Annotated in this window: 24 protein-coding genes and 1 tRNA gene; 12 read left to right on the forward strand and 13 right to left on the reverse strand. The window is 33.5% G+C overall.

The window, feature by feature from the left end:
* Positions 1–130: 130 nt before the first annotated feature.
* The 10 genes from Q9Q97_RS08750 to hisS all read right to left on the reverse strand — a co-directional run bounded on the left by Q9Q97_RS08750 (position 131) and on the right by hisS (position 10,023).
* The gene (locus Q9Q97_RS08750; RefSeq protein WP_125723365.1) at positions 131–349 is read right to left on the reverse strand and encodes a putative signal transducing protein; all 219 of its coding nucleotides are present in this window, start codon (positions 347–349) and stop codon (positions 131–133) included.
* A gap of 25 nt (positions 350–374) precedes the next feature.
* Positions 375–1,163, reverse strand: a complete 789-nt coding sequence (locus tag Q9Q97_RS08755) for an alpha/beta hydrolase (protein WP_306156214.1) — start codon at positions 1,161–1,163, stop codon at positions 375–377.
* Between the two features lie 106 nt (positions 1,164–1,269).
* Complete coding sequence (locus Q9Q97_RS08760) at positions 1,270–1,935, reverse strand: DEAD/DEAH box helicase (RefSeq protein ID WP_306156215.1); 666 nt, start codon at positions 1,933–1,935, stop codon at positions 1,270–1,272.
* Positions 1,936–1,992: 57 nt separating this feature from the next.
* Complete coding sequence (locus tag Q9Q97_RS08765) at positions 1,993–3,156, reverse strand: sigma-54 dependent transcriptional regulator (protein ID WP_306156216.1); 1,164 nt, start codon at positions 3,154–3,156, stop codon at positions 1,993–1,995.
* A gap of 88 nt (positions 3,157–3,244) precedes the next feature.
* Positions 3,245–4,561: an ABC transporter permease gene (locus tag Q9Q97_RS08770; protein ID WP_306156217.1), complete on the reverse strand. Its 1,317-nt coding sequence runs from the start codon at positions 4,559–4,561 to the stop codon at positions 3,245–3,247.
* Positions 4,562–4,630: 69 nt separating this feature from the next.
* The gene (locus tag Q9Q97_RS08775; protein WP_306156218.1) at positions 4,631–5,560 is read right to left on the reverse strand and encodes an ABC transporter ATP-binding protein; all 930 of its coding nucleotides are present in this window, start codon (positions 5,558–5,560) and stop codon (positions 4,631–4,633) included.
* 159 nt (positions 5,561–5,719) lie between these two features.
* Positions 5,720–6,829, reverse strand: a complete 1,110-nt coding sequence (dnaJ, locus tag Q9Q97_RS08780) for a molecular chaperone DnaJ (protein WP_306156219.1) — start codon at positions 6,827–6,829, stop codon at positions 5,720–5,722.
* 68 nt (positions 6,830–6,897) lie between these two features.
* Positions 6,898–7,476, reverse strand: a complete 579-nt coding sequence (locus Q9Q97_RS08785) for a nucleotide exchange factor GrpE (protein ID WP_306156220.1) — start codon at positions 7,474–7,476, stop codon at positions 6,898–6,900.
* Between the two features lie 334 nt (positions 7,477–7,810).
* Positions 7,811–7,881 (reverse strand) — tRNA-Trp (locus tag Q9Q97_RS08790).
* 714 nt (positions 7,882–8,595) lie between these two features.
* Positions 8,596–10,023 carry a histidine--tRNA ligase gene (gene hisS, locus Q9Q97_RS08795; RefSeq protein WP_306156221.1) on the reverse strand — a complete coding sequence of 476 codons (1,428 nt, stop codon included), beginning with the start codon at positions 10,021–10,023 and terminating at the stop codon, positions 8,596–8,598.
* A 201-nt stretch (positions 10,024–10,224) separates the two neighbouring features.
* On the opposite strand from hisS, the gene Q9Q97_RS08800 reads away from it, so the two are divergent.
* On the forward strand, positions 10,225–11,469 hold the full coding sequence (locus tag Q9Q97_RS08800; protein WP_306156222.1) for an ABC transporter permease: 1,245 nt from the start codon (positions 10,225–10,227) through the stop codon (positions 11,467–11,469).
* A gap of 68 nt (positions 11,470–11,537) precedes the next feature.
* Here Q9Q97_RS08800 and prmC read toward each other — a convergent pair whose 3' ends face one another.
* Both prmC and Q9Q97_RS08810 read right to left on the reverse strand, forming a co-directional pair.
* Positions 11,538–12,404: a peptide chain release factor N(5)-glutamine methyltransferase gene (gene prmC, locus Q9Q97_RS08805; RefSeq protein ID WP_306156223.1), complete on the reverse strand. Its 867-nt coding sequence runs from the start codon at positions 12,402–12,404 to the stop codon at positions 11,538–11,540.
* Positions 12,405–12,491: 87 nt separating this feature from the next.
* The gene (locus tag Q9Q97_RS08810; RefSeq protein ID WP_306156224.1) at positions 12,492–12,977 is read right to left on the reverse strand and encodes a GNAT family N-acetyltransferase; all 486 of its coding nucleotides are present in this window, start codon (positions 12,975–12,977) and stop codon (positions 12,492–12,494) included.
* Positions 12,978–13,107: 130 nt separating this feature from the next.
* On the opposite strand from Q9Q97_RS08810, the gene ribD reads away from it, so the two are divergent.
* The 3 genes from ribD (at position 13,108) to Q9Q97_RS08825 (ending at position 15,492) form a co-directional block, all read left to right on the forward strand.
* Complete coding sequence (gene ribD, locus Q9Q97_RS08815) at positions 13,108–14,154, forward strand: bifunctional diaminohydroxyphosphoribosylaminopyrimidine deaminase/5-amino-6-(5-phosphoribosylamino)uracil reductase RibD (protein ID WP_306156225.1); 1,047 nt, start codon at positions 13,108–13,110, stop codon at positions 14,152–14,154.
* The gene (locus tag Q9Q97_RS08820; protein WP_306156226.1) at positions 14,147–14,749 is read left to right on the forward strand and encodes an HAD family phosphatase; all 603 of its coding nucleotides are present in this window, start codon (positions 14,147–14,149) and stop codon (positions 14,747–14,749) included. The genes ribD and Q9Q97_RS08820 overlap by 8 nt, the downstream gene beginning before the upstream one ends.
* A gap of 110 nt (positions 14,750–14,859) precedes the next feature.
* Positions 14,860–15,492 carry a YigZ family protein gene (locus Q9Q97_RS08825; protein WP_306156227.1) on the forward strand — a complete coding sequence of 211 codons (633 nt, stop codon included), beginning with the start codon at positions 14,860–14,862 and terminating at the stop codon, positions 15,490–15,492.
* 31 nt (positions 15,493–15,523) lie between these two features.
* Here the strand turns inward: Q9Q97_RS08825 and Q9Q97_RS08830 are convergent, their stop codons facing one another.
* Positions 15,524–15,928: a thioesterase family protein gene (locus tag Q9Q97_RS08830; protein WP_306156228.1), complete on the reverse strand. Its 405-nt coding sequence runs from the start codon at positions 15,926–15,928 to the stop codon at positions 15,524–15,526.
* 187 nt (positions 15,929–16,115) lie between these two features.
* Here Q9Q97_RS08830 and dnaA point away from each other — a divergent pair, with 187 nt between their 5' ends.
* From dnaA to Q9Q97_RS08870, 8 genes are all read left to right on the forward strand, one after another.
* Positions 16,116–17,543, forward strand: a complete 1,428-nt coding sequence (gene dnaA, locus Q9Q97_RS08835) for a chromosomal replication initiator protein DnaA (protein ID WP_095931847.1) — start codon at positions 16,116–16,118, stop codon at positions 17,541–17,543.
* Between the two features lie 9 nt (positions 17,544–17,552).
* On the forward strand, positions 17,553–18,020 hold the full coding sequence (locus tag Q9Q97_RS08840; RefSeq protein ID WP_306156229.1) for a low molecular weight protein-tyrosine-phosphatase: 468 nt from the start codon (positions 17,553–17,555) through the stop codon (positions 18,018–18,020).
* A 63-nt stretch (positions 18,021–18,083) separates the two neighbouring features.
* Positions 18,084–18,797, forward strand: a complete 714-nt coding sequence (locus Q9Q97_RS08845) for an SAM-dependent methyltransferase (RefSeq protein ID WP_306156230.1) — start codon at positions 18,084–18,086, stop codon at positions 18,795–18,797.
* A 22-nt stretch (positions 18,798–18,819) separates the two neighbouring features.
* Positions 18,820–19,227 carry an energy transducer TonB gene (locus Q9Q97_RS08850; RefSeq protein WP_306156231.1) on the forward strand — a complete coding sequence of 136 codons (408 nt, stop codon included), beginning with the start codon at positions 18,820–18,822 and terminating at the stop codon, positions 19,225–19,227.
* Between the two features lie 53 nt (positions 19,228–19,280).
* Entirely contained in the window at positions 19,281–20,408 is a 1,128-nt protein-coding gene (locus Q9Q97_RS08855) for a methionine aminotransferase (protein ID WP_306156232.1), read from the forward strand.
* Between the two features lie 75 nt (positions 20,409–20,483).
* Positions 20,484–21,365 carry an SDR family oxidoreductase gene (locus Q9Q97_RS08860; protein ID WP_198858279.1) on the forward strand — a complete coding sequence of 294 codons (882 nt, stop codon included), beginning with the start codon at positions 20,484–20,486 and terminating at the stop codon, positions 21,363–21,365.
* A 608-nt stretch (positions 21,366–21,973) separates the two neighbouring features.
* Complete coding sequence (gene udk, locus Q9Q97_RS08865; RefSeq protein WP_111289226.1) at positions 21,974–22,582, forward strand: uridine kinase; 609 nt, start codon at positions 21,974–21,976, stop codon at positions 22,580–22,582.
* 169 nt (positions 22,583–22,751) lie between these two features.
* Positions 22,752–23,084 carry a septum formation initiator family protein gene (locus Q9Q97_RS08870; RefSeq protein WP_125723347.1) on the forward strand — a complete coding sequence of 111 codons (333 nt, stop codon included), beginning with the start codon at positions 22,752–22,754 and terminating at the stop codon, positions 23,082–23,084.
* The last annotated feature ends 4 nt before the right edge of the window (positions 23,085–23,088 follow it).

Raw genomic sequence — 23,088 nt, forward strand, 5'->3', positions numbered from 1 at the left:
TTTTAGTCCTTAGTACTTAGCTTTTTTTAATCCTTAGCACTTAGCCATTAGTCCTTAGCATTTAGTTGTTAGCATCTAGTTTTAAAAACCAGAACTAAGGACTACTTACTAGGGACTAAACAACTATCTTTTAAATACTCATTCTAAACTGTTCAACAACTGGATTTGCTTTTGCGAAATCTGTTTCTTGAATAAACAATTCGACTGCCAAATCTGTTTGTCCGAATCCGCCCAAGCGAGCCGATTGGATATTATCTTTTTTTACAGTTTCTACTCCAGCTTCCTCTAATCTTTCTTGTAAAGCTATTGCTAATACTTCACTTCCCGAAAACACTTTCATTAGTCCCATAACATTCTATTTTATGATTTATTTTTTATTTTAAAATTGCCTCTAATTGAGTCTGATACTCGGCATTTTCATTCATCCCAATATGTTCCTGATTTTCCAAAAGATAAAGATGTCCTCGCCTATCTATCAATTCATTCAACCTGACAGAATTATTATATTCAATCAAATGATCGTCTTTCCCATGAAAAATATAAATTGGCACTTTAACTTTTGGCAAATAAGTATAAGTCTCCAGTTGAAATTTTTTCATGAAATTCGGAAAAAACGGAACTCTTGTACTTGATAATTCTGTAAAACTATAGTAAGGCGACTGAAGAATTAAAGCTTTTGGTTTGTTTTCTGAAGCCAAAATTGTTGCAAATCCAGAACCAATCGAATAGCCTGCAATTATTATTTTATTTTCGGCATATCTTTTTGCTAATGTCTTATAAGCAATAGAAATATCTTTCTTTAATTGTTCTTCATTTTCAATTTGACCTTCACTTTTGCCAAAACTTCTGTAATCTAAAATAAAAATATCATAACCTAAATTGGTATATGTTTTAGCAATTTTACCCCAAGTTTCAAGTGTACCTGCATTTCCATGAAGATAAAAAACGAGTCCTTTTGAATTCTCTGCTTTAAAAAGCAAACCATTTAACTTAGTTCCGTCAAAAGATTTTATATCGATCTCTTCAAACTTTTGAACATAATCAAATTTATGGTCTTTCGGAAGCGCCGTGCTTTGAAAAACCATTCCTACCTGATTAAAATAAACATAGGAAATAATCAAAACATAAATTACAAGGAAAGCACATAAAAGTACTATTATCAAAAATTTAAGCGTTTTAAAAATCTCCATTTCTGTTCTATCATAAAGCTTTCAGTCCCAGTTTTCAGTATTAAACTAAAACTGGGACTGAAAAATTAAAACTTATTCTTTATTCTTCCTCTTCAATATCATCTTCCTCTTCGTCGAGTTCTTCTTCGCCTTCTTCATCCATATCGAACAAATACGGTTCGATCAGCATTCTGTCTGCTAGAATCTCAACACGTTCTGACAAAGTTTCAGCAAAAATGATTCGCTGTGTTTTAGCAATACTGTTTGAAATACGCATAATTTTAGGTTCGTGACGTAATTTCAAAATTGGATCTGCATCATCTAAAATCAGCATTTTCAAACGATTTACATTGTAACCTGCCGTACTAAACATATCGTTTAATTTTGTCGGCGTTCCAATTAAAACATCAATTCCCGTTGAAACATAATTTTTGTCATAATCCATGTCGCCTTTATCATGCACGCCGTAGACTTCAAGATTGGTATATTTACCGTATTTTTCGAAAAGCTCTTCCATAGCCAAAACCTTTTCTTTGTCTTCTACAATAATCAAGGCACGAGGCGATTCTTCATTTTTTCCTGCCAATTGCTGAATCACATTCAAAACAATTGTAGTCGTTTTTCCGCTTCCGTTTGGTGAAATAATTACACAGTCGGCACCACTTTTTATCGTCGAAAAAGTTTCCATTTGCAAAGCATTGGCTTCCGTCAGACCATTTTCAATTAGACCGTCTTGTAATTTCTCGTTTATTTTTTTTAGTTTCATTTCTAAATTTTAGAGTTTTGATTTTAGATTTTAGATTGAAAAATCTTATCTCAAATCTTATTTGCTTGCGAACATTTTTACGTCGGTTTCAGAGATTTCATTTCCTCCTAAAATAATCAGCCTTTCCACCACATTTCGAAGTTCACGAATATTTCCTGTCCAATCGTATTCTTGCAATAATTTAATGGCTTGCGCCGAAAACGACTTAACCGCATTTCCTTGCTCAGACGCTATTTTTTCTGTAAAATGCGAAATCAAAGCTGGAATATCGTCACGTCTTTCATTCAATGGCGGCACTTTAATTAAAATTACTGCCAAACGATGGTATAAATCTTCACGGAAACGGCCTTCGGCAATTTCTGTTTTTAAATCTTTATTAGTCGCCGCAACCACACGAACATCGACTTTAATATCCTTGTCTGCACCTACACGCGTAATCATACTTTCCTGTAATGCGCGCAATACTTTAGCTTGTGCCGAAAGACTCATGTCTCCAATTTCATCTAAGAAAATAGTCCCTTTGTCTGCAGCTTCAAACTTTCCGGCACGATCTTTAACTGCCGATGTAAAAGCGCCTTTCACATGTCCGAACAATTCACTTTCGATCAACTCGCTAGGAATCGCCGCACAGTTTACTTCGATTAAAGGAAAAGCAGAACGCTCACTTTTTTCATGCAATTGATGCGCCACTAATTCTTTTCCAGTTCCGTTTGGTCCCGTAATTAAAACTCTGGCTTCTGTTGGTGCCACTTTATCAATCATCACTTTGATATGATTAATCGATTCGCTGTCCCCAATCATTTCGTAATTTTTACTGACTTTTTTCTTCAGGATTTTATTTTCAACTACTAATTGTTTTTTATCCAAAGCATTGCGAACAGTATTCAGCAAACGATTCAAATCTGGCGGTTTAGAAATATAATCAAAAGCTCCCAAACGCATGGTTTGAATCGCCGTTTCCATATCGCCATGACCAGAAATCATAACCATCGGAATTTCGGGTTTTATCTTTTTTACTTCTTCTAAAACCTCAACACCGTCCATTTTTGGCATTTTGATATCGCACAAAACCAAATCGTAATCATTGTTTTTTATTTTTTCAAGTCCTACAGCCCCATCTTCAGCCTCATCAACCTGATACAAATCATTTTCTTCTGATAAAATTTTTACCAAAACTCTTCTGATCGCTGCTTCGTCTTCTATAATTAGGATTTTACTCATTTTTTTAAGGTTCAAAGTGACAGAGGTTCAAAGTGACAGAGAGAAAAGCTTTGCCTCTTTGTTACTTTAAAACTTTGCAACTATAAAGTTAATATTTAATCCATTTATACAATTCTTTCCATGTTGGCTTTTTGCCGTACATTAAAATACCGACACGGTAAATTTTTGCAGCGAACCACACAACAAGGAAAAATGTAGCAAACAATAATGATACCGAAATTGCGATTTGCCACCACGGCACGCCAAACGGAATACGCATTAACATTACAATTGGAGAAGTTAGCGGAATCATCGAAAAGATAACGGCAACACTTCCATGAGGATCATTTACTACGGTAAAAAATCCGATATAAACGCTCAAAATAAGCGGCATTAAGATTGGAAGCAGAAATTGCTGAGAGTCAGTCTGATTATCAACCGCGGCTCCAATTGCAGCGTAAAATGAGCTGTAAAGGAAATAGCCTCCAATAAAATAAATTACAAATCCGATTATGATACTTGCAAGTGGCAGATTCCATAATTCGGCGATATACATCTGCGCAGAACCCGATAATTGATGCTGTGCTGATTGCATCATTTCTGGTGAAATTTTCGCTGTTGGTCCAACATTTACTCCAAAAAATGCCGAAGCTGCAAACATTAATCCCAGACCAATTATTGCCCAGATTATAAATTGCAGAATTCCTGCTAGCGAAGTTCCAACAATTTTACCAATCATTAACTGAAACGGTTTAACAGATGAAATAATGATTTCGATAATTCGGTTTGTTTTTTCTTCGATGACGCTTCGCATTACCATATTTCCGTAAATAATAATAAACATCATAATCAGATAACCAAATGCTCCGCCAATTCCGATTTTAATTTCGTTTAATCCTTTCAAACTTTCTTCTCCAGAAGCTTTAACCAAATGAATATTCACATCCGATTGCGCTTTTTGAATTGCTAAAGTATCCAGTTTTGCTTCTTCGAGATTTAGTTTTGTAATTTTATTTCCTATAATATCCTGTATACTTTCGATAAAAGAAATGCTCGGGCTATTATTAGAAATAAACTCAATCTTACTTTCTAAATCTTTTATATTTTTTGTTTTCGGAATAACAATCAGTCCGTTGAAATTTTCTTTTGTAATGCTGTCTTTTAAAGCTTTTACATCAACTTCAGATAAATTGAGATATTTAAACTCGGCACCTTTTTTATTTTCTTTTAAAAAATCGGAAGCAAAAAGTCCAGTTTCATCATGAATTGCAATGCGTTTGGTTTCTGCTTTCATTGAGCTTAAATAACCTATAAAAAAGGCAATAGCGACAAATAAAAGCGGACTCAAGAAAGTCATGACAACAAAAGATTTATTGCGGACTTTGGCAATAAATTCTCTTTTTATAATCAACGAAATTATACTCATTCTTCGTAATTTTCAATTTAAAAATTCCAAAACCCAACAATTGGAATTTGGAATTTATTTTTTGGAATTTTATTTTGTGTTTTCAGTAACCGTTTGAATAAAAATATCGTGAACGCTTGGAATTTTTTCGACGAAATGTGTCACTTGTCCGCGCTGTGTTAGAACATTTAATAATTCATTTGGCACCGCGTTTCCAATCTGGATATTTAATTTCAAATCATCATTTAACGATTTGAAACTAGCTGGAGAAACGGTAAATTTTTGTGTAATATCATACATCAAACCTTCAACATTACTCGTCAAGATTCCAACTTCAAAACTATTGGTTCTAAACTGTCGTTTTACATCGCCAATTTTACCTTCTATTAGTTTATTTGATTTATGAATTAAAGCTATATTTTCGCAAAGTTCCTCTACACTTTCCATTCTGTGAGTCGAAAAAATAATCGTTGAGCCTTGTTCTTTTAATGCTAAAATTTCATCTTTAATCACATTTGCATTTACAGGATCAAATCCAGAAAACGGCTCGTCTAAAATCAACAATTTAGGTTTATGCAAAACACAAACCACAAACTGGATTTTCTGTGCCATTCCTTTAGATAATTCCTGTATTTTCTTGTTCCACCAGCCTTGAATTCCTAATCGGTCAAACCAGTAATCCAATTGCTTTTTAGCTTCTGCTTTAGAAAGTCCTTTCATTTGAGCCAAATACAAACATTGCTCCCCAACTTTCATCGAGCTATACAAGCCTCTTTCTTCTGGAAGATATCCGATAGTTTGCACATGTTTAGGCTGTAATCTTTCTCCATCCAAAATTACTTCGCCACTGTCTGGCAGGGTAATTTGGTTTATGATTCTGATAAGGGAAGTTTTTCCGGCTCCATTCGGACCTAAAAGTCCATATATACTGCCTTTTGGTACATTTAATGAAACTTCGTTAAGTGCTACATAGTCGCCGTATTTTTTTACGACTTTATGTACTTCTAGTAAGTTACTCATGCTATTTTTAAGGATTTACTGCGTCACTTTGCCTGTTACGGTTCAGCGACTGTAAAAGTAAATAATTCGAAGCGAAATTGTGTCATATTACGCAAAAAACCCATTCTAATTTATGCTAGAATGGGTTTTTAATTTATTTATAATTTTAAAAAGTTCCGATTATGAGAACATATCTTTTACTTTTTCAAAAAATGATTTCTCTGATTTCTCTGGACTTGGAGCAAAATGGTCGTCTGTCAAAGCATTTTCAAAGAATTGTTTTTGTTCTTTATTTAATGTTTTAGGTGTCCAAACATTTACGTGAACCAATAAATCTCCGCTTCCGTAACCGTTTAAACTCGGAATTCCTTTTCCTTTTAATCTTAAGATTTTTCCAGATTGAATTCCTTCTTCCAGTTTAATACGAACTTTTCCATTGATCGCTTCAATATCTTTAGAAGCTCCTAAAACTGCTTCAGGGAAACTGATATATAAATCGAAATGAACATTTTCTCCTTCACGCTTCAAGAATTCGTGCTCTACTTCTTCTATCGCTACAATTAAATCTCCTGGAATACTGTTTCCTGGCGCATCGTTACCTTTGTTGGCAACTTTCAACTGCATTCCGTCAACAACTCCAGCAGGAATTTTGATTGATACTGTTTCGTCTTCTTGAACCATTCCTTGAGCATCTGCTTCAGAAGGTTTTTTATCTAAGATTTGTCCAGAACCACCACAAGTATGACAAGTAGATGCAGATTGCATTCTTCCCAAAATAGTGTTAGTTACACGCATTACTTGACCTTGACCGTTACAAGTCGTACAAGTTTTATACGTTACGCCCTTAGCCTGAACTTTACGTTTTACTTTTACTTTTTTCTCAACTCCATTTGCAATTTCCTCTAAAGTCAATTTTACTTTGATTCGAAGATTGCTTCCTTTCGCACGGCGAGGGCCACCGCCTCCACCTCCGAAACCGCCAAATCCGCCACCAAAAATATCACCAAACTGGCTGAAAATGTCATCCATATTCATACCGCCATGATCACCGCCAAATCCGCCAGAACCATCAAATGCTTGATGACCGTATTGATCGTATTTCGCTTTTTTCTGCGGATCACTTAAAACTTCGTAAGCTTCTGCCGCCAATTTGAAGTTTTCTTCTGCCTCTTTGTCGCCTGGATTTTTATCAGGATGGTATTTTAAAGCGCTTTTTCTATATGCTTTTTTAATTTCGGCAGCATCAGCATTTTTTGAAATGCCTAGTATTTCGTAAAAATCTTTTTTCATAATAAGGTTAAATTCCAAATTTTAAAATTCCAAATTCCAAAAATGCATTTGAAATTTTTATCTGCATTTTAGTTTCCAGTTACAACTTTAGGGTAACGAATAATTTTGTCTCCTAATTTGTACCCTTTTTCAATAACGTCAACAATTTTACCTTTTAATTTATCAGAAGGTGCGGGAATTTGAGTAATTGCCTCAGCAAAATCCGCATTAAAATCATCGCCTGCTTTTACATCAACCTGTTCTAAACCTTTAGAAACTAAAGTACTTTTTAGTTTTTCGTGAATTAGCTCCACTCCTTTTTTAAGATTTTCGTCATCAGATTTATTAATTTCTACAGCAGCTCTGTCAAAATCATCTAAAACTGGAAGCATAGCCAATAAAACTTCTTGGTTTGCTGTTTTAAATAATTCAAGACGCTCTTTTGAAGTTCTTTTTTTGTAATTTTCAAATTCGGCGAATAATCTCAAAAACTTATCTTTTTCTTTAGCTAAGTCTTGAGCTAACTGCTCCTCAACACTTAATTCCTCAACAATTAATTGCTCTCCATTAGCGTTAGTCTCTATCGTTGCATCATCTAATTCCTGATCGAATTCTGTATTTTCCGTAGTCATATTACTTTTATTTTTAAAAATATTTTTAAACTTCATTTTTTATTTCTTTCTGTTAGATTGCAAAAGTACTGCCAAATCTTATAAAATGTCAAATTGTCACTTTATTAATTATGAGACATTTAAAAAACATAATTACGCAGAAAAAATTTATTATAATTTTAAGACTATTACGTTTTAGTTTATCTTATCTTTGAGACCAATAAACATTAATTATTACCACCAAAAATTGAATTTAAGGGTTGGCTTCGGCCTCTAAATAATTATTAATTCAAATTTACCTTATATTAAAAAAAGCTTCGCCTATAGAGACGAAGCTTTTTTTTATGCTTGAGCTTTTTTATCTGACAGAAGTGTCATCTACTATGTTTTGCACGGGCGGAGGGATTCGAACCCCCATCAACGGTTTTGGAGACCGCTATTCTACCCTTGAACTACGCCCGTAACTTGAGGTGGCAAATTAAATGCTTTTTTTCTTCTCTACCAAGTTATTTTTCCCCGATTTAAACCGATTTAAGCCAAGTCACTCTGAATCTTTAGATTATAAATTCAAATTAATTTTTCTAAATCTGTAAAATCTACTTGAAACAAGAAAAACATTGCGCTCCCGCGGCTGAAACCCTAGGCTATATTTAAAAAAATTCGCGAAAATTTGTGCAATTTGTGGCTAAAAAAAACTTTTTAATCTGTGGCAAAAAACATTGCGTTCCCACGGTTGAAACCGTGGGCTATGTTTAAAAAAATTCGCGAAAATTTGTGCAATTTGTGGCAAAAAAATCTTTTTAATCTTTTTAATCTGTGGCAAAAAAATTCTTTGCGTTCCCACGTTTGAAACCGTGGGCTATGTTAAAAAAAATCGCGAAAATTTGTGCAATTTGTGGCAAAAAAAATCTTTTAATCTTTTTAATCTGTGGCAAAAAAATTCTTTGCGTTCCCACGTTTGAAACCGTGGGCTATGTTAAAAAAATTCGCGAAAATTTGTGCAATTTGTGGCTAAAAAAATCTTTTTAATCTTTTTAATCTGTGGCAAAAAACTTTGCGCTCCCACGGTTGAAACCGTGGGCTATGTTTTAAATCAATTGGTGAAAATTCGAGCAATTTGTGACAAAAAAAACTTTGCGTCCTTTGCGTAAACCATTGCGTTCTTTGCGGTTAAACTTAAGCTAGCAAAGCATTTTTCAATCCTTCAAAATCAACAGTTACTTGCTCTCCTGAAACTAAATTTTTTAATGCATACGAATTTGAAGCAATTTCCTGATCTCCAACCAATACGGCAAACGGAATCAAACGTTTGTCTGCGTATTGAAATTGTTTTCCAACTTTTACACTATCAGGATACAATTCTACTTTAATGTTTTCTTGTCTCAATTTCTGAATCGCCTGCGAAGCATATAAAGCTTCTTTATCTCCAAAATTCAAAAATATCGCTTTTGAGGTAGCTGCAACAGTTTCTGGGAACAACTGTAATTCTTCAAGAACTAAATAAATTCTATCCAATCCAAAAGAAATTCCGACACCACTCATATTCTTTAAACCAAAAATACCAGTCAAATCGTCATATCTTCCGCCGCCGCCGATAGAGCCCATCGCTACTGTTTTTGGAGCCGCAACTTCAAAAATAGCTCCGGTGTAATAATTTAATCCGCGAGCAAGCGTCACATCCAAATCTAAAGTAGCTGTCGAAAGTCCTACAACAGCAACGTTGTCACAAATAAATTTCAATTCTTCAACACCTTTCATTCCCTCTTCAGAAGATGACAATAATTCCGAAAGCTGTGCTATTTTGTCTGTAAAAGTTCCTGAGAAACTAAAAAGCGGCTGTACCTTTACTAAAGCCTCTTCAGAAATTCCTTTTTCTATCATTTCTTTTTTAACACCGTCTTCTCCAATTTTATCCAGTTTATCCAATGCAACTGTAAAATCAATTAATTTATCTGATGCGCCAATTACCTCAGCAATTCCAGATAAAATTTTACGGTTATTGATTTTGATTGTAACCCCTTCTAAACCTAAAGCCGTAAAAACAGTATCATATAATTGAACCAATTCTATTTCCTGCCAAAGCGATTTTGAGCCCACAACATCGGCATCACATTGAAAAAATTCTCTAAAACGCCCTTTTTGCGGATTATCTGCTCTCCAAACTGGCTGAATCTGGTATCTTTTGAAGGGAAATTCAATTTCACTTTGGTGCTGCACTACATATCTTGCAAACGGAACGGTCAAATCGTAACGCAACGCTTTCTCAGAAATTTTTCCTGTGAATTTATTTAATTCTATTCTCTGTTCTAAAGATATTTTTTCTGCAGAATTCAACTGTAATTCTTCAATTGATTCTGGCAGTTCAATTTTACTTTTATTGTAGAAAAAATTTCCTGAATTCAATATTTTAAAAATCAGACGGTCTCCTTCTTCTCCATATTTCCCCATTAAGGTATCTGAATTTTCAAACGAAGGCGTTTCGATTGGCTGGAAACCAAATTTTTCGAAATTCGCTTTTATAGTTTGAATAATATATTGACGTTTTGACACCTCTGCTGGTGAAAAATCTCTTGTTCCTTTTGGTATACTTGGTTTTGAAGCCATCTTATTTATTTTAGATTGTTGATTTTAGATTTTAGATTTTTTTCTAAATCTTAAATTCTAAATCGCTTTGACATTATTTATTTGATTTTTTGATTTTCTGCAAATGCTAAATCGCCTGCAAATATCTTACTTTTTAAAATAAATATTAACTGTTCGAAAACAAACTTGTAACAAAAAACGTATTTTCGTGACAAATTGGTCATGATGCTAAAATTATTTAAAGAAAATATTCGAATTGCGTTTGGTTCTATAAAAACCCAATTGCTGCGTACTATTCTTACCGTTTTAATTATTGCTATCGGGATTACGGCTTTGGTCGGAATCTTAACCGTTGTTTCAGCCTTGGACAATACCATTTCGAACGATTTTGCTTCAATGGGCGCCAATACTTTCAATATTAACCAATACGAAAATAAAGTTCGAAACCGCGGCGGGAATGAACGCGAAGTAATCAACCCGATTATTTCTTATCCAGAAGCTGTTGCTTTCAAAACAAAATACAAATACCCTTTTACAGAAACTTCTCTTTCTTTTACTGCGACCACAACTGCAGAAGTAAAATATCTAGGAGAAAAAACAGATCCAGAAATTACTGTAGTTGGAGTTGACGAACATTTTATTACCAATTCTGGACTTGAAACTAGCTTAGGAAGAAGTTTTAATCAGTTTGATATTGAAAACAATACTTATTCTTGTGTTGTGGGTTCTGATTTTGAAAAAGGACTTTTAAAAGACATAAATCCGATCGATAAAATCATTTCTATTCGAGGTGCACGCTTTAAAGTTATCGGAGTATTAAAAGAAAAAGGTTCGACGTTTGGAAATAGTCAGGATTTGCGTGTTTTAATTCCGATTCAGGTAGCGAGGTCTTTGTTTACTGCGCCAAACATAAATTATACCGTAAGCGTTATGGTTTCTAAAAAAGAAGTTTTAGACGAAGCCATTGATAATGCCACGAGTACTATGCGAAGAGTTCGCAAGCTAAGCCCTGTGCGCGATAATAATTTTGGAGTGGTGAGAAGCGACGATTTAATTAACCGTATTCTCAGTATAACGCAATATTTAAGCATAGCCGCTTGGACTATTTCTGTAATTACAATTTTAGGATCGTCTATTGCTTTAATGAATATTATGGTCGTTTCGGTTACAGAACGCACTCGCGAAATTGGTGTTCGTAAAGCTTTAGGAGCAAAAAGATCTACTGTTGCTTTTCAGTTTTTTATCGAAACTTTATTGATTGGTCAAATTGGAGGTCTAGTCGGAATCATTTTAGGAATTTTGCTCGGTTTTGCTATAGCAACAGCTATGAGTTTTGCATTTGTAATTCCGTGGATGGCAATTTTCGCTGCTTTTGCAACGAGTTTTTGCGTGGCCTTGGTTTCTGGTTTATATCCAGCTATTAAAGCATCAAAATTAGATCCGATTGAAGCGTTGCGTTATGAATAAACTTCCGACTTTCTCCTGCAAGGTTTCCAAAACCTTGTAGGTATAAACTTGACGCAAAAAATCTAAACCTACAAGGTTTTGGAAACCTTGCAGGAAGTCATTCGATCATTATCATAAATATCTTTTCGAAGTTCGATATCTTTAAATTTCATATTTTCTAAAAGTTCAAACATTTCTTTTCCCAAATATTGATTGATCTCGAAGTATAATTTTCCGTTTTCACGAAGACTTTTATGTGCCAGAGAAGCAATTTTTCGATAAAAAACAAGCGGATCGTTATCTTCTACAAAAAGTGCCAAATGTGGTTCATAATCCAACACATTTTTTTTAATTTCTTCTTTTTCTAAATTTCGAACATACGGCGGATTCGAAACAATTATATCAAACTGACAGGTAAACTCTTCTGTCTCTAAAATATTTAGAAGCATAAAAGTAACATCAACATTATTGGTAATCGCATTTCTTTTTGCCGTTTCAATAGCTTTTTTAGAAACATCAATTCCAAAAACTTCTGCGTTTGGAAGATTTTTTGCCAGCGAAATAGCAATACAGCCACTTCCTGTTCCAATATCGAGAATTTTTATTTTTTTAGATTTTTCTGAACCAGCATTCTCATTAATAATCCATTCGACCAATTCTTCTGTCTCAGGTCGCGGAATCAGCACATTTTCATTTACTTCAAAATCCAAACCGTAAAAATTTGTTTTCCCAAGCAAATATTGAATTGGAACTTCTTTTTTAAGCTGTTTTAGCAATTCCTCCCATATTACAAAATCATTCTCCTCAAATGTTAATTCATGATTTAAAGCCAAATCAATCTGACGAAGCTGGTGTTTATCTTCCAAAATCAGATAAAAAAAGCTCTCCGCTTCGTACGCATCGTAAAAAGGAGCTAATTCTTTAATAAACTGAGTACGATATTGTTTAATCTTCATTTTTAGTTTTTGAGCATTTTATATCAGCAGAAAACTGGCATTTTTATCTTCAATAAGTCTTGCTAGCTTAAAATTGTTACATTTTAATTACAAAACTTTCAGCATCCATACAGGGCAAGAACAATGTCCAGTCGAACCTAACGGAGCATCTAAATATTCAAAACCAGATTTTACATATAGCTTTTGTGCAGCATGCATAAATGGCATGGTTTCGATATAACATTTTTTGAAACCAAAAGCTCTGGCTTGATCTAAACATTTTTCCATCATTTGCGTTCCAATTCCCAAACCTCTTGTTTTTGGAAGAAAATACATTTTCTGCAATTCACAAATTTCGCGATCTCCATTTTCCAAAGGCGCAATTCCAGCACAACCTACAATTTCTCCTTCATTTTCGACAACAAAATAAATCGATTTGGGCTTGCTGTATTCTTCAAACATCAAATCCAGATACGGATCTTCGTATGCAGTTCCTACTTTTGGAATTTCCATTTCATCAAAAACAGATCGTATCAAACTTGCAACTGCCTGATTGTCTTGTTTTTTAATTGCCCTTATTAGCCAATTTACCATTTTTTTATTCTAATTCATTATAAATACAAAAATAAAGATAGTTTTTTGATACCGTTACAACTTTTGAGATTGTTTCATAACTAGATTTTTTTACGCTAGCGATCAACTCAAAATTAACTACTTTTGCACTGTGAATATACATGAAAAATACATAAAACGCTGTATAGAGCTTGCTCAAAATGGTTTTGGAACAACTTACCCAAACCCAATGGTTGGCAGTGTAATTGTCTATGAAAATCAGATTATTGGCGAAGGCTGGCATAAAAAAGCGGGCGAACCGCATGCTGAAGTAAACGCAGTTAATTCTGTCAAAGATAAATCTTTGCTAAAAAAAGCAACTATTTATGTGAGCTTGGAACCTTGCAGCCATTTTGGCAAAACTCCTCCTTGCTGCGATCTGATTATTGCCAATAAAATTCCGAATGTTGTTGTAGGAACGGTTGATCCTAACGAAAAAGTTGCTGGAAGAGGAATAAAAAAACTGATTGAAGCCGGTGCTAATGTTACGGTTGGGATTTTAGAAGACGAATGCAACGAATTGAATAAACGTTTTTTTACTTTTCACCAAAAAAAGCGACCTTATATTATTTTAAAATGGGCAGAAAGTCTAGATGGCTTTTTGGCTCCAGAAAAAACCATCGGTCAAGATCGTAAACCGATTTGGATTACAAATGAGTATTCGAGACAATTGGTTCACAAATGGCGAACGGAAGAACAAGCTATTTTAGTTGGAACAAAAACTGTTGTTGATGATAATCCGAAGCTGAATGCTAGAGATTGGTTTGGAAATAGTCCGACTCGAATCGTTATCGATCAAAATAATCGAATTGACGAAAGCAGTTTTATTTTTGATGACACGGTAAAAACAATTATTTTTTCTAAAATTTCAAAACCTTCAAAAGGAAATACGCAGTTTGAAGTAATTGATTTTGACAAAAATATAATTCCGCAGATTTTGGATGTCTTATATCAGAATCAGATTCAATCTGTAATTATTGAAGGCGGAAGACAAACGCTGCAATCTTTTATAGATGAAAATCTTTGGGACGAAGCCCGAATTTTTATCGGAAAGACAAGTTTTTCAACAGGAACAAAAGCGCCTGTCATTTCGAGAAAAAATAGTTCAAAAACCAATATTTTAAGTGACGAATTAATACTGATTAGAAATTATGATTAATGCTATAATTTTTGACTTTGGAGATATTTTTATCAACTTGGATAAACCTGCCACAATTTCTGGTTTGCAAAAACTAGGAATGACGGAATGGAATTCTGATTTTGACCAATTAAATCTTTCGTTTGAAGTTGGAGCAATTTCGCCAGAAGATTTTGTTGGCGGTTTTCAAAAACAATTGCCAAATGCTTCTAAAGAAGAAATCTTAAAAGCTTGGAATGCTGTTCTAGCAGATTTCCCTTTTTATAGATTGGAGTTTCTTCAAGAATTATCAAAAAAATATCGTTTATTTCTGCTCAGCAATACCGATTCTATTCATATCAATACATTTGAAGAAAAAAGTGGCGTTTCTTTTTACAAAGATTTTTATGCTTGTTTCGAAAAAGTATATTTTTCATTTGATATCGGAATGAGAAAGCCAGATCCAAAAATCTACAAATTTGTATTAGACGAAAATAATTTGACTGCCGAAAATACTCTATTTATTGATGATAAAACCGAGAATACCGACTGCGCTGCTGCTTTAGGAATCAAAGTCTGGAATCTTCAAGTCGGAAAAGAAGATGTGGTTGATCTTTATAAAAAAAATATACTTTAAGAAAAAATAAAGCCACAGATTAAAGATTTACACAGATTTTTAAAAAAAGGAATCCTTTAAAATCCTTTAATCTTTGGCTAAAAAATAAAATACAATTAAGATTATCTCTTTTGGAAATTAACGACACTTATCAAACTATTGCAACGGCATCTGAAGAAATACTGTTTAAAGAAAAAGGCAGTAAATTCTTTGGCTATGCATTTCCGATAGATCATGAAGACGAAGTAAAACCCATTATAGAAGAACTCAAAAAACAGCATCCGCATGCTGTGCATTATTGTTACGCTTACCAAATTGGTGTTGGAAATAAAATTTCGTATCGTGCCAACGATGACGGCGAACCAAGCAATACGGCTGGCGCGCCAATTTACGGGCAAATACAATCTTTTGGATTAACGAACGTTCTTGTTGTAGTGGTTCGTATTTTTGGAGGAGTAAAATTAGGCGTTGGCGGTTTAATAAGCGCTTACAGAACTACAGCCCAAGAAACATTACAGATTTGTGAAATTGTTGAAAAAACAATCGATGTAGAATTTTTAATTTCTTTTGATTACAAAAACATGAATAAAGTAATGCGAGTAATTAAAGAAAAGAAATTAGAAATCGTATCTCAGGAAATGGAAATGGATGAAGATTCTGGTTTGCCAATTGGCAAAATTGTGACAAAAACACGAAAAAAAAATGCCGAAACGGTGTTCAGCATTTTTGATTTAATGTTCGAAATCGATATTAAATTAGTATAAAACGTTAGAAAAAAGCATTGCATTTTAACAATTATTCAAGCGTTTTAAATATATCTAAAATGTATTCTGGAGGAGCTGTTGGACGACCCGTTTTTAACGCAACAAATACTAAAATAAACGTCGCCGTTGTTAATAACTCATTTGCTTCATTATAGATTGCGCAGTCAAATTCAATCTTGACAGAAGAGTGACTTTTAAAAGTCGTATGAATTGTTAAAAGTTCGTCATATCTTGCCGACTTTTTATAATTGATATTCATGTTCACAATCGGAAGGCCAATTCCGCTTTCTTCCATGCTTTTATACGAAACCCCTTTATTTCTAAGCCATTCCACGCGTCCAATTTCAAAATAAGGAACATAATTGCCGTGATAAACGACTCCCATTTGGTCAGTTTCTGAGTAACGAACTCGTACTTGAGTCTGGTGATTTTTCATTGATAAAATATTAAAAAAATTCGAATTTAAAAAGCCTCTTTACAACTTTTTTTTATAAAATTAGATACCAAAATATTTTTTTTTACAGAAATTTGTTCACATATTTGTTATCCCGAAATACGGAATAAAATTGCTCCTCTTTTATTAGGAGAATCTTTATAACAATAATAAAAATTTATCTGAATCTATGACTAAAACTGCTCAATCGGTATGGGAAAACTGTTTGTCCTTTATAAAGGATAATATTCAAGACCAAGCATATAAAACTTGGTTTGAACCAATCAAATCAGTTGAGCTAACCGATAACGCATTATACATTCAGGTTCCAAGTAAATTTTTCTACGAATGGCTCGAAGAGCACTACGTAAAATTATTGAAAGTTGCGCTTACCAAAGAACTGGGAAAAAACGCAAAGTTACTCTATAAAATTAAAATGGAGAACACTTATGGCAATAAACAGCCGTTTACCGAGCAGCTGCCAAGTGCCAACAGAGTGCCAATGAAACCGCAAGAGGTTGACGCTCCGTTTAAAAACTTAAATCCTGAACTAAAAAATCCGTTTGTAATTCCTGGAATTAGAAATTTAAAAATTGAGTCTCAGTTAAATCCGAACTACAGTTTTGATAATTTCTTAGAAGGAGATTCTAACCGTTTGGCTCGTTCTGCGGGTATGGCGGTTGCCAACAAACCGGGAGGAACTTCATTTAACCCATTATTGATTTTTGGTGGAGTTGGTTTAGGAAAAACGCACTTAGCGCATGCTATAGGCGTAGAAGTAAAAGATAAGTATCCGGAAAAGACCGTTTTATATATTTCTGCTGAGATTTTTACACAACAATATATTGATTCTGTTAAAAAGAATAATCGTAATGACTTTATTCACTTTTACCAGTTAATCGACGTATTAATCATTGACGACGTTCAGTTCTTATCTGGAAAATCTGGAACTCAAGATGTATTCTTCCATATTTTCAACTATTTACACCAAAACGGAAAACAAGTAATTCTTACTTCAGACAAAGCGCCTGTTGATATGCAGGATATTGAACAAAGATTATTGTCTCGTTTTAAATGGGGATTATCTGCAGAATTACACCAGCCTGATTACGAAACTCGTATCTCAATCTTAAAAAACATTTTATATCGTGATGGTGTAGAAATGCCAGAAGATATTTTAGAATATGTAGCGAGAAACATCAAATCTAATGTTAGAGAATTAGAAGGCGCAATCATTTCGTTAATCGCTCAATCTTCTTTCAACAAAAAAGAAGTTACGATTGAATTGGCGAAAAGTGTTGTCGAGAAATTTGTTAAAAACGTAAAGAGAGAAATCTCTATAGATTATATCCAGAAAATTGTTTCAGACTATTTCCAATTGGATATTGAAACACTTCAATCTAAAACCAGAAAGAGGCACGTTGTTCAAGCAAGACAATTGGCGATGTTCTTTGCAAAAAAATTCACTAAAGCTTCTTTGGCAAATATTGGTTCACAAATTGGAGACCGCGATCACGCAACTGTTCTTCACGCTTGTAAAACAGTAGATAATTTAGTCTCTACAGACAAACAATTCAAAAAGTTTGTTGAAGATATCAATAAAAAGCTAACGCTGTAAACGCAACTCATGCCAATAAAAGTTTTAATGGTTTGTTTGGGGAATATCTGCCGATCTCCTTTAGCAGAAGGAATTTTAGCTTCTAAATTACCTCAAGATAAATTCTTCGTTGATTCGGCTGGAACAGGCTCTTGGCACGTTGGCCATTGTCCCGACAAACGTTCTATAGAAGTTGCCAGAAAAAACGGAATTAACATCAGCGCTCAAAAAGGCAGACAGATACAAGTTACTGATTTTGATGAATTCGATTATATTTATGTAATGGATGGTTCGAATTTTCGCGATGTGCTACATTTAGCCAAAACTCCAGAACATAAAAACAAAATCCGAATGATTTTGAACGATTTATTTCCAGACGAAAATGTCGATGTTCCAGATCCATATTATGGAAGCGTAAATGGTTTTGACAACGTATATCAAATGCTAGATGAAGTAACCGATATCATTGCAGATCAACTTCTTAAAAAACATTCTTAATACAATTCAATTGTTTCTTAAAAAGAGATAATTGAATTTTTTAATTTAAAACAAAAACACATTATGAAATCTTTCGGAAAACTATATTTAATTCCAACCACAATGGGCGAAAGCGATCCGATGGATGTTTTACCTCAAACTGTTAGAAGAACGATAGAAGTTATCGACCATTATATTGTTGAAAATGACAAAACTGCCAGAAAATCTATAAAAGCAGTTTATCCAGAGAAAAAACAATCAGAATTGGTTCTTTTTACTTTAAATAAAAGAACGGAAACAAGCGAGCATTTAGACTTTATTAAACCTTTATTAGAAGGAAAAAATATGGGATTAATGAGTGAAGCAGGCTGTCCAGGTGTTGCTGATCCTGGTGCTGTAATTGTAAAACTGGCGCACGAAAAAGGAATTCAGGTTGTGCCGTTAGTTGGGCCTTCTTCTATCCTATTGGCTATGATGGCTTCTGGAATGAATGGACAGAGTTTTACTTTCAATGGTTATTTACCAATTGATAAAGACGAGAAAAAATCGGCAATTCGTCATTTTGAAAGATTATCTCAGGATAAAAATCAATCGCAACTATTTATAGAAACTCCCTATAGAAACAATAAATTGATTGAAGATCTATTGCAGATTTTAAATCCGTCCACACATTTATGTATCGCAACCGATATTACTTTGCCAACAGAATTTATTAAAACCTTGAAAGTATCCGATTGGAAAAAATTGAAAATTGATATTGATAAACGTCCTACTATTTTTATTATTCATAAAATGTAAACTAACTTTACAACCATCATCTATGAAAAAGTTTTTAATTCTGATTTTAATTTGCATTACACAAAATACATTTTGCCAATCTAAAAATACTAAAACCAACATCCCTGATGATGAGGATATGGTTTACAATACTGCTGGAATAGATATTAAACCTGAATATCCAGGAGGCTTGAATGAATTTTACAAGCTTATCGCTCAGAACTATGTTACTCCAAAAGAAAAACCTGTTAACGTAAAAGGGAAAGTAGTTGCTACTTTTATTATTGAAAAAGATGGATCGTTAAATGAAATAAGAATCATAAAAGATGTTGGTTTCAATACTGCTAATGAAGCAATTAGAGTTTTAAATTTATCTCCTAAATGGTCTCCAGGAAAATTACAAGGAAAAGAAGTTAGAGTTTTATATGCAATTCCCATAACTATTAATTAAAATTTAATTGTTTCTAATTTCATCAAACAAGCTCCTCCTAATCAAACTTCATCATGAGCAAACTCCCACACGTAACTACAAGCATTTTCACTGTCATGTCAAAAATGGCAGCCGAATACAATGCGATAAACCTTTCGCAAGGATTTCCAAATTTTCCTGTTGATGAAAGACTTACAGATATTGTGGCGAGATTATCTAAAGAAAACGTACATCAATATACACCGATGGCTGGTTATCCGCCATTGATGAATAAAATTGCCAAACTAACTTTTGATTCTTATAAACGAACCATAAATCCAGAAACTGAGCTTTTGGTTACGGCTGGCGCTACTCAGGGAATTTTTACCACAATTTTAGCTTTAGTAAAAGAAAATGACGAAGTAATTATTCTCGATCCAAGTTACGATTCTTATGAATCTCCGGTTTTATTATGCAATGCAAAACCAGTTCGTGTTGCTCTAAACGACGATTACACTCCAAATTGGGAAAGAATTGAAAAAGCCTGTTCTGTAAAAACAAGGCTTATGATTATCAATAATCCGCATAATCCAACTGGAAAAATTTTAACCGAAAATGATTTTATTCAATTAAAAAATCTTCTTGAAAAATATCCTGACATTATCATCTTGTCTGATGAAGTTTACGAATACATCACTTTCGAAGAAAAACATATTTCAGCTCATACCAAAGATTTTCTTTTAGACCGATGCGTAATGGTTTCTTCTTTCGGAAAATCATTTCATATTACGGGATGGAAAATCGGCTATACGATTGCTCCCGAACATTTGATGAAAGAAATCAAGAAAGTACATCAGTTTTTGGTTTTCAGCGTAAACAGTATTTCGCAATTTGCGATCAACGAATATCTGGATGTTGTTGATGTTAATTTACTTGGAAAATTCTATAAGGAAAAACGAGATTATTTCCAGAAACTGCTTCAAAACAGCCGTTTTGAATTAAAACCTTGCGAAGGAACTTATTTTCAAGTTGCTTCTTATGCCAGCATTTCAAATGATGACGATGTAACTTTCTGCAAAAATCTGATTATAGATCATGGAGTTGCTGCAATACCAATTTCAACTTTCTATTCTGATCATAAAGACCAGAAATTAATTCGTTTTTGTTTCGCTAAAGATAACTTCACGCTTGAGTCTGCAGCAAAAAAATTATCTGATATATAAAATTTCTCAAAATTTTATAACATTATTATGCGTGCATCCTATTTTATTTAACTAATATTGTAAAAAAGAAAAAGTATGAGCTATACAGATAAAATGTTACGTGACGATGCTTTACAAGGCAAAGTTATTGTCGTTACAGGCGGCGGAAGTGGTTTAGGTAAAGCTATGACCAAATATTTTCTCGAATTAGGAGCTCAAGTAGCGATAACTTCTAGAGATCTAGAAAAGTTAAAAACTACAGCTGCCGAATTGGAAAGCCAAACTGGAGGCAAATGTCTTCCTCTCCAATGTGACGTTCGTCATTACGAAGAAGTAGAAAATATGCTTCAGGAAACTTTAAAAGTTTTTGGTAAAGTAGATGTTCTTTTAAACAATGCGGCAGGAAATTTTATTTCGCCAACAGAAAGATTGTCGGCAAATGCATTTGATACTGTGATAGATATCGTACTTAAAGGTTCTAAAAACTGTACACTGGCTTTTGGAAAACACTGGATAGACACCAAACAAACATCGGCTACGATTTTAAATATCGTTACTACTTATGCTTGGACAGGTTCTGCTTACGTTGTTCCTAGTGCTACTGCAAAAGCTGGAGTTTTAGCTATGACTAGAAGTTTGGCTGTAGAATGGGCAAAATACGGAATCCGTTCCAACGCCATTGCTCCAGGACCATTCCCTACAAAAGGAGCTTGGGACAGATTATTGCCAGGCGATCTTTCAGAGAAATTTGATATGGCTAAAAAAGTGCCATTAAAAAGAGTTGGAGATCACCAAGAATTAGCCAATTTAGCTGCTTATTTAGTTTCTGACTTTTCATCTTACATCAACGGAGATGTAATTACGATTGACGGAGGCGAATGGCTAAAAGGCGCTGGACAATTCAACTTATTAGAAGCAATTCCAGAAGAACTTTGGGATCAGCTTGAAATGATGATTAAAGCAAAAAAGAATAAATAATTACAAGTGCTTACTAAATTCAGAATATTTTTTTAAACTATACTGATTGCACGAAATCCCGAAGGTTTACTTTCGGGATTTTTTTTAGTTTTTTTTTCACCATATAAGTTCATATAAGAAATTATAAGTTTAGAGCTTATTTTTAAGTTCATTTAAGCTTAAAGAATTACACAGCATATTATTAAAATATCTATTCTTTTCTCATTATATATGATATAAATTCAGTGAAAACTATTTTCATTATCATCCAGTGACTAAAATTAACTTACATCACTTATATGGTTTAAAACAAACAAATATGTTTATTCGCTTCCTGTGAGGACTTTTTGATTTTTCACCAATAAGTTCATATAAGGAATTATAAGTTTAGAGTTTATTTATAAGTTCATTTAAGCTTAAAGAATTACACAGCTTATTATATAAATATGCAATAGAAATTATCTATTCTTTTCTCATTATATGTGCTATAAATTCAGTGAAAAACTATTTTCATTAGCATCCATTGACTAAAATTAACTTACATCGCTTATATGGTTTAAAACAAACAATATGTTTATTCAATTCAGTTAAATTATTATTTTTGCGGAACAAATTATAACATCAAATTTATGCTCATTATAGGAATTGCAGGAGGAACAGGAAGTGGAAAAACAACGGTAGTACACCAAATCATGAACGAATTGCCACATACTGAAGTTGGGGTCATTTCTCAGGATTCTTATTACAAAGAAACTACCAATTTGTCTTTTGACGAAAGAGCATTAATCAATTTCGATCACCCGAGAGCAATTGATTTCGAATTGTTGGTAAAACATTTAAAAGCGCTAAAAGCAGGAGAAACAATTGACCAGCCGGTTTATTCTTTCATTCAGCACAATAGAACCGACGATACCGTTTCGACACATCCACGAAAAGTAATGATTGTAGAAGGAATTTTAATTCTAACAAATCCAGAATTAAGAGATATGTTTGACATTAAAGTTTTTGTGCATGCGGATTCTGACGAAAGATTAATTCGTCGTTTAAAAAGAGATATTTCAGAACGTGGACGTGATATTGACGAAGTTTTAAATCGTTATCAAACAACTTTAAAGCCTATGCATGAGCAATTTATCGAACCGTCTAAGGCTTTTGCAGACATCATTATCCCGAATGACAAATACAATACGGTAGCAATTGATGTAGTTCGCGCTGTAATTAATCAGAGAATTTCATAATTTTTATCGTAAATTTAAACCATAATAATTAGGAGCTGATTCTCGCTTTCGCCTTTATTCCCGATAAAGAAAAAACTACGGCAAAAGCCTTGTTTTTCTAAATCGGGAGATACCGGCTCTATCGAGGCTAGGGACAACACTCAAATTCAAAAGAAATATTCGTTTAGAAATGAAATTTAAAAATCCATACAAAGACAAAAAATGGTTTAAATACCTTGGTAACAAATACGTTTGGGTTTTGCTATTTTTTATAGTTTGGATGTTATTTCTAGACAATTACTCCTATTTTGACCATCGTTTTTTAGATGGACAAATCAATGAACTTCAGGATAATAAAAAGTATTATCAAGAAGAAATCAAAAAAGATCAAGAGCAGATCAAGTTGCTCAAAAATCCGGAACAAATTGAGAAATATGCACGCGAAAAGTATTTTATGAAAAAAGATAGCGAAGATATTTACATCATTCAATTTGAAGGAGACACGATTCAAGAAAAAGAATAATCAA

The sequence above is a fragment of the Flavobacterium sp. DG2-3 genome, assembly GCF_030730925.1.
Classification (GTDB): Bacteria; Bacteroidota; Bacteroidia; order Flavobacteriales; family Flavobacteriaceae; genus Flavobacterium.